The 11,111-nt window shown below is 44.6% G+C and carries 8 protein-coding genes; 4 read left to right on the top strand and 4 right to left on the bottom strand.

Annotation, left to right across the window (positions count from 1 at the left end; genetic code table 11):
* On the top strand, window positions 1–905 hold a 905-nt coding region (locus CAG68_RS01305; RefSeq protein ID WP_161440701.1), incomplete at its 5' end, for a chemotaxis protein CheW.
* Between the two features lie 72 nt (window positions 906–977).
* Here CAG68_RS01305 and CAG68_RS01300 read toward each other — a convergent pair.
* From CAG68_RS01300 to CAG68_RS01285, 4 genes are all read right to left on the bottom strand, one after another.
* Window positions 978–4,052, bottom strand: coding sequence for an error-prone DNA polymerase (locus CAG68_RS01300; protein ID WP_065274706.1), 3,075 nt, complete (start codon window positions 4,050–4,052; stop codon window positions 978–980).
* Between the two features lie 27 nt (window positions 4,053–4,079).
* Entirely contained in the window at window positions 4,080–5,483 is a 1,404-nt protein-coding gene (locus tag CAG68_RS01295; RefSeq protein ID WP_161440700.1) for a Y-family DNA polymerase, read from the bottom strand.
* Between the two features lie 4 nt (window positions 5,484–5,487).
* The gene (imuA, locus tag CAG68_RS01290; RefSeq protein WP_086046931.1) at window positions 5,488–6,186 is read right to left on the bottom strand and encodes a translesion DNA synthesis-associated protein ImuA; all 699 of its coding nucleotides are present in this window, start codon (window positions 6,184–6,186) and stop codon (window positions 5,488–5,490) included.
* A gap of 129 nt (window positions 6,187–6,315) precedes the next feature.
* Entirely contained in the window at window positions 6,316–7,062 is a 747-nt protein-coding gene (locus CAG68_RS01285; protein ID WP_005372980.1) for a YciK family oxidoreductase, read from the bottom strand.
* A 254-nt stretch (window positions 7,063–7,316) separates the two neighbouring features.
* On the opposite strand from CAG68_RS01285, the gene sohB reads away from it, so the two are divergent.
* The 3 genes from sohB (at window position 7,317) to rpsA (ending at window position 11,048) form a co-directional block, all read left to right on the top strand.
* On the top strand, window positions 7,317–8,378 hold the full coding sequence (gene sohB, locus CAG68_RS01280; RefSeq protein WP_005385819.1) for a protease SohB: 1,062 nt from the start codon (window positions 7,317–7,319) through the stop codon (window positions 8,376–8,378).
* A gap of 208 nt (window positions 8,379–8,586) precedes the next feature.
* Window positions 8,587–9,267: a (d)CMP kinase gene (gene cmk, locus CAG68_RS01275; protein ID WP_021033981.1), complete on the top strand. Its 681-nt coding sequence runs from the start codon at window positions 8,587–8,589 to the stop codon at window positions 9,265–9,267.
* A 110-nt stretch (window positions 9,268–9,377) separates the two neighbouring features.
* Window positions 9,378–11,048 carry a 30S ribosomal protein S1 gene (rpsA, locus tag CAG68_RS01270; RefSeq protein WP_005385817.1) on the top strand — a complete coding sequence of 557 codons (1,671 nt, stop codon included), beginning with the start codon at window positions 9,378–9,380 and terminating at the stop codon, window positions 11,046–11,048.
* The last annotated feature ends 63 nt before the right edge of the window (window positions 11,049–11,111 follow it).

Below are 11,111 nucleotides of genomic sequence, written 5' to 3'. Positions count from 1 at the left end.
AAAATCGACTAGAGCTTCTGCTGTTCACTTTAAATAGTCGCCAATTATTTGCGATTAATGTGTTCAAAGTGAAAGAGGTCATCAAGCTTCCGCCGTTAACCAAGCTCCCAGGATCGCACTACAATATTCGTGGGGTTGCTTCTCTACGAGGTGAAGCGGTACCAGTGATTGATTTACGAGGCGCAATTGGTTTTCCTGCTTTACGTGGTGAAGCGGAAGAAGAAAATTTGATCGTGACAGAGTACAACCGCACGGTGCAGGGCTTCTTAGTCGGTCCGGTTAAAAACATTATTAATACGGCATGGACTGAAATTCAGCCGCCTCCTTCCACGTCTGGTCGCTCGAATTACCTCACGGCTATCACGCAAATCAAAGAGGGGGATGCCTCTCAAATTGTCGAAATTATTGACGTTGAAAAAGTTTTAGCAGAGATCGTGCATTACGACGTGACTATCTCGGAGGACATTCTCGATCAAGAATTGGCCCAAGCAATGGTCGGGCGTAATGTTCTGATTGTGGATGATTCCTCTACAGCTCGTAATCAAGTTCGCGATACGCTTTCTCAATTAGGTATGAATATCATCGAGTGTCGTGACGGGCTAGAAGCGTTAACGGTTTTAAAACGTTGGTGTGATGAAGGTAAAGATGTAGAAAAAGAGCTATTGATGATGATTACGGATGCTGAAATGCCTGAAATGGACGGTTATAAACTGACCCATGAAGTGCGCCAAGATCCACGTATGTCTAAGTTGTTTATCACATTGAACACTTCTCTGAGCGGTAGTTTTAATGAAGCCATGGTACAAAAAGTAGGTTGTGATCGTTTTATCTCTAAATTCCAACCAGATCTGTTGGTTGAAGTTGCTCAAGACCGGTTACGCCAGATGCTTTCTAAAAGTGCATGATTAGATCTAGTGAAACCAGAGGGAGCGCACCTCTCTCTGATTTTTAACATCTCTCTCCTTAATTCCTCTGTACTAATGGAAATCCCGAGATTTACTTTGTAGATTGTTCAAGTAGTGCGTGCAATCAATCAACTTACCAGCAATGACGTGCGTGACTTCTCCCTCTCTTTCAAGAATGCCTTTCACCATTAATACTTTAGCGCCTAAATACGCTTGCTTTTGGGCTCGTGCTGTAGCTTGCCAAACGACCACATTAATGTTGCCCGTGTCATCTTCTAACGTAAAAAATGTCACGCCAGCGGCGGTGCCTGGAGATTGTCTTCCTGTTACCACACCTACCACTGTGACCAGTGACTTATGCGGTTTCTCTGTCAGTTGCCTCATGCGGGTAAAGTGAGGGAGTTTGCCCGTTTCTTCTAATAATTTAATTGGATGGCGGCTAAGAGATAGTCCCGTGCTTGCGTAATCCTCAATTAAATTTTCATATTCAGAGGGTTGAGTCTGGTAGCTAACATTGGGTTCTTCGACCTTGTGAAACAATGGTAGGTCAGATAAGGAATCCATTGCTGCCCAGCGAGCGTTATAACGATTTCCCGATAAGGCCTGAAATGCATTGGCTGAAGCCAATAATTCAATGTCACTTCGGCTTCTTAATATCTGCTTTACTTCTTGAATCGATCGGTAACCATTAAGTGGTTTGCGCTCAATAAGCCTTTGTGCGCTTTCTGCGTTAAAGCCTTTCACCAAGCGAAAACCAAGTTGCACGCCGAGCCTGCCATTCGGACGTGAGACGAGATGATGTTGATATTTTGAATGATTGACGCACACCGGCAATACTTCGACGCCATGTCGGCGAGCATCTTGTACTAATTGCGATGGGCTATAAAATCCCATTGGTTGGCTGTTCAATAATGCAGTGTAAAATTCGGCTGGGTAATAATATTTTAACCATGCAGAACAATATGCCAGCACTGCGAAAGACGCTGAATGACTTTCAGGGAAGCCGTACTCACCAAAGCCGCAAATCTGATCGAAAATGCGCTCAGCAAACGCTAAGTCATAACCTCTCTCTTGCATACCATTGATCAGTTTTGGTCTGAATTTAGCGAGATCGCCATTCTTTTTCCATGATGCCATCGCTCGACGGAGTTGATCGGCCTCGCCGCCGCTAAACCCTGCGGCTACCATGGCTAGCTTGATGACTTGCTCTTGGAAAATAGGGACGCCCATAGTCCGCTCCAGAACGCTTTTTACTTCTTCCGATGGATAACTGACAGGCTCTTTGTGATCTCGTCGTTTTAAAAAAGGATGCACCATATCACCCTGAATAGGGCCTGGACGAACAATTGCAATTTGAATCACTAAGTCGTAATAACAAGCAGGCTTTAGGCGAGGAAGCATGCTCATTTGTGCACGAGATTCAATTTGGAATACGCCTATCGTGTCAGCTTTTTGGATCATGCGGTACACGTGTGGATCATCTTGTCGGCGAGTGATCTCGGAAATCGAGAGGGATCGCTGGTGATGTTTCTCGACCAGTTGAAAGCACTTTTTGATGGCGTTTAACATGCCGAGTGCGAGTACATCGACTTTTAGTAGCTTCAAGCTTTCTAAATCGTCTTTATCCCATTGAATGATAGTGCGATCTTCCATCGAGGCATTTTCAACAGGTACCAACTCATATAAAGGGCCAGATGAAATTACAAAGCCACCTACGTGCTGAGATAAATGGCGTGGGAAGCCAATGATCTCGTTGACCAATTGGATAAACTGCTGCCCTTTGAGAGATTCTGGTTGTAAGCCAAGTTCAATAATTTGAGCTTGCCAGCCTTGGCTGCGATCTCGGCGATTAACGTTCTTAATGAAAAAATCTAATTGGGTCTCTTCAATCCCTAGTGCTTTACCGACTTCACGCACGGCACTTTTAAAGCGATAGCTGATCACTGTTGCAGCAAGTGCTGCACGCTCACGACCATATTTTTTGTAAATATACTGGATAACTTCTTCACGGCGCTCGTGTTCAAAGTCCACATCAATATCCGGCGGTTCCTTACGTTCTTTACTGATAAATCGTTCGAATAAGACAGCGATTTGTCGAGGATCGACGGCGGTAATTTCCAGGCAATAACACACTACAGAGTTTGCAGCGGAACCTCGCCCTTGGTAAAGAATACCTTGCTGTTTCGCAAACATTACGATGTCGTGAATAGTAAGGAAGTAGTAGTGGTATTTAAGCTCTTGAATAAGCGCCAGTTCATTCTCGATGGTTTGATTGACTTCTGCTGGCACGCCTTCAGGAAAACGCAGCTTTTTACCACGTTCGACCAACATACGTAAGTAAGAGTCGGGTGTATAACCATCTGGGATCAGCTCGGTAGGATATTCGTATTTTAAATCGGAGAGCTTAAACTCGCATAAATCGGCGATGTAAGTACTTTCTTCCAGCCATTCTGGTTTGTAAATCCGAATCAACTTTTTAAAAGGACGAAGCGCTCGCTCAGTATTCGAAATACGGTCAAAACCGAGTTTATCGACGCTACACCCATGTTTTATAGCAGTAAGTACATGCTGTAATGGCAAGCGTTCAACATCATGCATGAGAACGCCTCCGCAGGCAGTTATAGGTAATTGAAATTCATGTGCTAACTGCTCGCAGTGCGCAATGTACTCAGTATCGTTGTTACTCAAATGGCGCTGAATCGCTACCCACAAACGATTAGCGTGGTGTTGATTGAGCCAGCGCCCCCAATAGTGATCACTCTCTTGATGTGTGGGCAGCCACAATACCAAACAATGTCGAACCGACATCAAATCCCATTCGAACAGTTGATAGTTGCCTTTTTCACTGCGTCTCCTTGCGTTTGTGATGATACGACACAACTCGGCATAAGCCTTGCGACAAGGGCAAAGCAGTACGATTTGGCATTCATCATTTAACCAAAACATACTTCCAACGATTTGTTTGATATCGAGTTTATGTTGTTCGATGGTCGTATGGGCTTTGACAACGCCCGCGACTGAACATTCATCCGTTATAGCTAGAGCTTGATAGCGATAGAAAGCAGCTTGGAGTACCAGCTCTTCTGCATGAGAAGCCCCAGTCAAAAAAGAGAAGTTAGACTGACAAAATAGTTCCGCGTAACTCATAATGACCCAACAAAAATAACTGTCGATTTAACAAAAATAGCCATGAAGAAACCAGTGCTTGTGCTGATCGCGAAATATCCATAACCAGCGGCCTTGCTTGGTGTGTGCAATGTAGTAATCACGCATGATCTCATCACCATCCCACCACCCAGAAACTATTCGCTCAGGTCCGTGGACCAAAGAAACTTGCTCTTGCAATACAATGGGAGTCGGTAATTGCATTGCTGGGCGTAGTATGGATGGTATGGCGTGCCCCTTTTCATCCGGAGCATCAGCAGGGCGATACTGACTGGCCTTTTCTGGTCTAGGATCGCAAGCAATATTGGGTTTTAAAACGGCACTTTTTCCCAATTTAGCTTGCAGTAAAGAGAGCAGCTCTAAAGCATTCATGTTTCCTTTCTGCCCAGCAAAGAGATCGCGTGATGCACTAAGAGGCTCACCTTGACGGATGACTTTTAACGTTAGCCCTGTGACTGGGCCATTAAGCGAGAGTGATTCTAAGCTTAAACTCGCTAACTGTTGCCAACGCTGACATAGGTAATCACCTTGCGCAGAAGTGAGTTGAAGGTGTTGCTCTTGTTTCTCACGCTGGTGGAGTGTTAAACACAGTTCAAAAGCGACCTTATCTCTTAATTTTAGAAAGGTTTCGAGTTGACGAAGTAATTTGGTCAACGGCTTTTTAATCCACTGAACGTTTTCGATCTCAAACAAGAGCTCTAAATAAACTTGGAAGGATTCGGTAGGGTGATAAAAGTCGACAGGGTGTTTAAACTGCCCAGTCAGTCGACCAACGTAGTTCACCAAATCGATATCAAAGCGTCGTGCGATGTCTTGCAATGGCAGTTCAAGCAGGTTTTGCAATGTGGTGACGCCTACACGTTGTAACTTCTCTACGGTAGCGTTTGATAAATCTGTCAGTTTTAACGGTAGTGGTGATAAAGCTTTTTGTATGGCAGATTTGTCTTCACTGATGACGTTCGCTCCTGATATTGCCATCAATTTGGCAGCAAAAGGCGAAAAACCACATCCGAATTGAAAACTCAGTTTCAGCTCCGATAAGTGAGCTCTGACTTTACTCCAATAGTTTTCAAGCCCTTCATACAGAGCGAGCATTGGAGTAGCACGCAGTAAAATACCTTGGTTTGGCATCAACACAACGTCAGATGTGATCAAATACAACCACTGGGCTACCTCTTGTAATTTATTTAATTCGGTTTGTGGATGATAAGGATGCACTTGTAAATCTCGACACAAGGACGCAGCACTGCCTAGGCCCATACCTGGTTTAATGCCTTGTTGTTCGGCAATCTCGTTGTATTGAATAATCTGGCAACGTTGGCTTTCGACAATCACCACGGGTTGTTCTTGGTTATCACCAAAGAGTGCGTCTAGCTGCAGGCGAGGGAAGTGCAAGTAAATCCACAGAGCCATATCACTAACCTTGGTTCGCCAGTGGGAAATTGACCACAGTCGAGTGCACAGTTTCAGATGATGGTTTCACCAGTTGCGGATAATGGTGTTGGAAGCCGATACTAACGCTACCTCTACCTCTATTCCAGCCTCCTTTCCTTTTCAGCACTTCAACATGAATCCCTTGCTCGTCGCCTTTCAGTTTTAAACTGAGTGACACAGGCAAAGACAAGCGGTTGATAGTATCTGTTTTAAGCATAAAGAGAGGGCAAGTACCTTGTTCACTCGCTACCTGTAAGCGTTTCACTTGATGTATTTCAAGCTCTTCTTGCCATAACAAAACATTACTGCATACCCCACTTTTCAGACATTGCTCTGCTGCCCAAAGAGCATCTTTGGGGTGAGTTGGAGTAACAACCCACACTTGGTTTATATCCAACCCGATGTAGTGTAAAAACAGAGAGTTCACTAGAGCAGGTGGTTGAATAAATGCGGTCATACCATTGGTCTGAGTGGCTTTTAAATAGGGAGCGAGCAAACGCAATTCACCAATACTACCAATAGATTCCATCTCCACTACGCCATTAGGTGGAAAGCCTCCGCCGAGCAAATCATCTAATTCAGAAAAACCGGAACTAGTCTGCAACTGCTGCGGATCTGCTTTCGTTAAATTTGCTTGCCAAACAAGGTGTTGGCTTTTTAAGTTCTGAATAATATCTTGCATAATAAGTACCTGTATATACATACAGTATATTTCTGTGGGAGAAAGTCGCAAGATTTTTATGAAGAGAGAAATGAAAAAAGGCAGCGTTTGCTGCCTTTTCAATCGATTATGTGAGGTAACCTGAATGAGTTATTTACGCTTCGGTTGAGCGTCGATGCACTGACCGTTCACATCGGTAACCGCAGGATCCATTAAGTGCAAATATAGCGGCATGATATCCAGTGGCGTTTTGAGAGTATTCGCATCTTCACCCGGATATGCTTTTTCACGCATGCGAGTACGAGTGGCACCAGGGTTAATTGCGTTAACGCGGATCGGTGTATCACTCAGCTCGTCAGCTAAAACTTGCATCATGCCTTCTACGGCAAATTTAGAGATAGCGTATGGCCCCCAGAATGCGCGGCCAGAGTGGCCGACGGTTGAAGAGGTAAAGATAATACGCCCAGCTTCTGATTTACGCATCACAGGCAGTAATGCTTGAGTCATTAGCACTTCGGCTTTCACGTTGATCTGCATGATATCGTCGAAGTCTTCCTCTTTGATTTGATCAAATGGACACAGCGAACTCAAGACACCTGCGTTGTGTAATAGACCATCCAAGCGACCAAACTGTCCTTCGATTGTCTCTGCCATATCAATGTAATTCTGCTGAGTTGCACCCTTGAGATCCAATGGAATGATAGCAGCTTGTGGATAGCCAGCAGCTTCAATCTCATCATAGATAGATTCAAGGTTTTGCACATTTCTACCCAAGAGAATAACAGTTGCACCGTGCTCGGCATAAGAAAGCGCGGCTTGACGGCCGATGCCATTACCAGCGCCAGTAACAAGAATGACTTTACCTTTTAGAGCATCAGCTGAAACGGAGTAGTTCACGGCGATAAATCCTTATTATTGTAAGAGGGTCCATGATAGTTAATTGACGCTAAAAAACGCCTGTTTCTCAATGGAAAATCTTGGTAATCGTGACAAGATGGTTACAATACACCAATTCATGTGTTATACCAATTCCAGAACTTTCGTTAAGTATGCTATCAATCAGAACAAGTGGTTACAAACCGCGCTGCCTTCTCGCTGATGTTTCTGCGTAACATACTAACGTCATCTGAAATGAGATAAAGGAGCTCTCGTTGGAATTTTTATTAGATTATGGTCTGTTTCTGGCCAAAATTATCACGGTGGTTGCTGCGATAATTGTTCTGCTCATTATTGCAAAATCGGCTGGTGGCAAATCGGGTGCGGCGAAAGGGGAGTTAGAGATTACCAACCTTTCAGAGCAACACAAACAATCTGTTGAGCAGTTAGAGCATCATTTGCATGACGATGCTTTCATCAAGGCTCGAGATAAAGCCGTCAAGAAAGAAGAAAAAGAGAAGAACAAATCTCGCGAGAAAGAAATCAAACAAGCGAGCAAAGACGGTTCATTAGATAGCAAGCGTGAACCACACCTATTTGTTCTTGATTTCAACGGTAGCATAGACGCAAAAGAAGTCGCGTCTCTACGTGAAGAAATCACCGCTATTTTGGCTGTCGCACGTGAAGGTGATGAAGTGTTACTTCGCTTAGAGTCTGGCGGTGGTATGGTTCATGGTTACGGCCTTGCCTCTTCTCAACTGGACCGAATCAAAGCTGCGGGTCTTCCTCTGACCATCTCTGTTGACAAAGTTGCGGCAAGTGGTGGTTACATGATGGCATGTGTAGCAGATAAGATTGTTTCTGCACCATTTGCAATTGTGGGGTCTATTGGCGTTATCGCACAAATTCCTAACTTCAACAAACTGTTGAAGAAACATGACATTGAGTACGAACAACTAACAGCGGGTGAATATAAACGCACGCTAACGATGTTCGGTGAGAATACCGATAAAGCGCGCGATAAGTTTAAGCAAGAACTTGAAGAAACACATGTCTTGTTTAAAGACTTCATCCGTGAGCGTCGTCCTAGTTTGGACCTAGACAAAGTAGCCACTGGTGAGCACTGGTTCGGTACACAAGCGAAAGAGCTTGGTTTGGTGGATGACATTAGTACATCTGATGATATCGTTGTTGCGGCATGCAAAGATAAAACCGTACTTTCTGTGCATTATGTGCAGAAGAAAAAGCTGGCAGACAAGCTAGCAGGTGTGGCGGGTAAAGTCGCTGATAGTGTGATTTTAAAGTTAGCTGAGCGTGGTCAAAAGCCGATTGTTTAATCGAGCTTAAGTTCATGACATTTAAAACGGCGAGGGCGGAAGCTCTCGCCGTTTTTGTTGAACTTTATGTTTATTGATGAATCCAATTACGCATTAGGTGTAATGCTTTACACGACATTTTTCCTCGCTCCAAAGACTGATTACCCGTATAATGTGCGCCTCGAAAACCGAGCAAATTGCTGAAAAGAAACTATTGGTGGAGAAGAACATGTCCTCTCAAACTCCGGTTGTAACCGTAGATGGACCTAGTGGTGCAGGTAAAGGCACTTTATGTATGTTGCTGGCGAAAAAGTTGGGTTTCCAACTCTTAGATTCTGGCGCAATTTATCGTGTACTTGCACTTGCTGCGATTCACCACGGTGTCGACACCGAGTCAGAAGATGCTCTTGTCCCACTAGCAACACACCTAGACGTTCAATTTATCGCGGAAGGTGACTTAGTTAAGGTCATTCTAGAAGGCGAAGACGTGTCAGGGGAGCTTCGTAAAGAAGAAACGGGTATGGCAGCATCTAAAGTTGCGGCTTTGCCACGTGTTCGTGAGGCATTACTACGTCGTCAGCGTGCATTTGAGACCGCACCGGGTCTGGTTGCTGATGGTCGTGATATGGGCACAATTGTATTCCCGAGTGCGCAAGCAAAAATCTTCCTTGATGCGAGTGCTGAAGAGCGTGCAAATCGACGCCTTAAACAGTTGCAAGAGAAAGGGTTAGATGTTAGATTTGCTGACCTTTTAAGCGAGATCCAAGAGCGTGACGACCGAGATCGTAACCGCCCAGTGGCGCCATTACGCCCTGCTGAGGATGCGCTTGTGCTAGATTCTACGTCGATGACTATCGACGAAGTAGTAGAAAAGGCACTACAATATATCGAATCGAAGCTAGCTGAGTAATAATACTCGACTAGGCTAAGAGCGTTGGTCGCAAGGATGATGACTGGCGAATTTAATAACCCCATGCGGTAGGATACCCGTGGAAGTTTAATTTATTGAAGATTAATTAAATGACTGAATCTTTTGCTCAACTCTTTGAAGAGTTTCTAAACGAAACAGAATTCCAACAAGGCAGCATCGTTAAAGGTACTGTAGTAGCTATCGAGAACGGTTTCGTTCTTGTTGACGCTGGTCTTAAGTCTGAATCTGCTATCCCTGCTGAACAGTTCAAGAACGCTGCTGGCGAACTTGAAGTTGAAGTTGGCGCTGAAGTAGACGTAGCTCTAGACGCTGTTGAAGATGGTTTCGGTGAAACTCAACTTTCTCGTGAGAAAGCTAAGCGTCACGAAGCTTGGATCGTACTTGAGAAAGCTTACGAAGAAGCTGAAACTGTTGTTGGTATCATCAACGGTAAAGTTAAAGGCGGTTTCACTGTTGAACTAAACGGTATCCGTGCTTTCCTTCCTGGCTCTCTAGTAGACGTACGTCCAATCCGCGACACTGCTCACCTAGAAAACAAAGAGCTAGAGTTCAAAGTTATCAAACTTGACCAAAAACGTAACAACGTAGTTGTTTCACGTCGTGCAGTTATCGAATCAGAGAACAGCGTTGAGCGTGACGAGCTTCTAGAAACTCTACAAGAAGGTTCTGAAGTTAAAGGTATCGTTAAGAACCTTACTGACTACGGTGCGTTCGTTGACCTAGGTGGCGTTGACGGTCTTCTACATATCACTGATATGGCTTGGAAGCGCGTTAAGCACCCATCTGAAATCGTTAACGTTGGTGACGAGATCCAAGTTAAAGTTCTTAAGTTCGACCGTGAGCGTACTCGCGTATCACTAGGTCTTAAGCAACTAGGCGAAGATCCATGGGTAGCAATCGCTAAGCGTTACCCAGAAGGTCACAAACTAACTGGTCGCGTAACTAACCTAACTGACTACGGCTGCTTCGTTGAAATCGAAGAAGGCGTTGAAGGTCTAGTTCACGTTTCAGAAATGGATTGGACTAACAAGAACATCCACCCTTCTAAAGTTGTTAATGTTGGCGACGAAGTTGAGGTTATGGTTCTTGAAATCGACGAAGAACGTCGTCGTATCTCTCTAGGTCTGAAACAGTGTAAAGCTAACCCATGGCAGTCATTCGCTGAAGCACAAGCTAAAGGCGACAAAGTTACTGGTAAGATCAAGTCTATCACTGACTTCGGTATCTTCATCGGTCTAGAAGGCGGCATCGACGGTCTAGTTCACCTATCTGACATTTCTTGGAATGTTGCTGGCGAAGAAGCTGTACGTGAGTACAAGAAAGGCGACGAGATCTCTGCAGTTGTTCTAGCAGTAGACGCTGAGCGTGAGCGCATCTCTCTAGGCATCAAGCAAATGGAAAATGACCCATTCAATGCTTACGTTGCTGACAACAAGAAAGGTGTTCTAGTTAACGCTACTGTAACTGCTGTTGACGCTAAAGGCGCTACTGTTGAAATCGCAGAAGGCGTTGAAGGTTACATCCGTGCTTCTGAAGTATCACGCGATCGCGTAGAAGATGCTTCTCTAATCCTAAGCGCTGGTGATGTTGTTGAAGCGAAGTTCACAGGTGTAGACCGTAAGAACCGCGTAATCAACCTATCTATCAAAGCTAAAGACGAAGCTGACGAGCAAGAAGCAATGGCATCTATCAACAAGCAAGATGACAATGCATTCGGTAACGCAATGGCTGACGCTTTCAAAGCTGCTAAAGGCGAATAATATACTCGCTTAAGCAAAAAAGGAGCCGCAAGGCTCCTTTTTTATATTTGGTCATATTTAAGT

Source organism: Vibrio sp. V42_P2S4T144 (assembly GCF_009904715.1).
Lineage (GTDB): Bacteria > Pseudomonadota > Gammaproteobacteria > Enterobacterales > Vibrionaceae > Vibrio > Vibrio alginolyticus.
Note: the sequence above shows the minus strand (reverse complement) of the source record. Positions and strands in the feature narration are given on the sequence as shown.

Coding starts and splice junctions, on each gene's coding strand:
- CAG68_RS01295 (WP_161440700.1), bottom strand. CDS start 5,483: ATGGCTCTGTGGATTTACTTGCACTTCCCTCGCCTGCAGCTAGACGCA.
- CAG68_RS01300 (WP_065274706.1), bottom strand. CDS start 4,052: ATGAGTTACGCGGAACTATTTTGTCAGTCTAACTTCTCTTTTTTGACT.
- cmk (WP_021033981.1), top strand. CDS start 8,587: ATGTCCTCTCAAACTCCGGTTGTAACCGTAGATGGACCTAGTGGTGCA.
- rpsA (WP_005385817.1), top strand. CDS start 9,378: ATGACTGAATCTTTTGCTCAACTCTTTGAAGAGTTTCTAAACGAAACA.
- imuA (WP_086046931.1), bottom strand. CDS start 6,186: ATGCAAGATATTATTCAGAACTTAAAAAGCCAACACCTTGTTTGGCAA.